1 pseudogene is annotated in these 450 nt (G+C 64.0%); it reads right to left on the minus strand.

Annotated elements, in window-relative coordinates:
- Positions 1-450 (minus strand): annotated as a pseudogene (locus DVK03_RS19515) (hypothetical protein); the annotation flags it as partial.

A 450-nucleotide genomic window follows, 5' to 3' on the forward strand; every position in this document is an offset into this window, starting at 1 on the left:
AGGTCACGGATGGCGTCGTTCTGGACCCATTGGTCGAGACGGCCCGCGAGCGGTTCGAGGTCGCTGTCCTCTTTCTCCCGAATCCGCTCGGCGGCGTCCTCGATGAAGTGCATCCGCTCCTCGCTCATCCACTCAGCGAATTTGTCGCGGTTGTCCGGGTTGGTGCAGACGCACGCGAGGTCGAGCAGGGTGCAGGTCCGTCCCGACTTCGCCATCCCCCGGATGAGTGTCCGAGCGACGCGGTCCATCAGCGCACCCCAGTAGTTGTCGTCACCGCCCGCCTGACTAATCATCGCCGTCAGGTCGTCACAGAGCGCTTCGACCGTCGACGCGAACTTTCGCGTGCCCGGTTCGACGTCCCCCGGCACGTCGAGGAAGTTGAACCGGACCTTGTTCTCGTACTCGTCTGTGAGGTCGACGAACACGAAGTCCTCGCGGTCACGGTCCTCG

Origin of the sequence: Haloferax sp. Atlit-109R (assembly GCF_003665865.1) — an archaeon.
Lineage (GTDB): Archaea > Halobacteriota > Halobacteria > Halobacteriales > Haloferacaceae > Haloferax > Haloferax volcanii.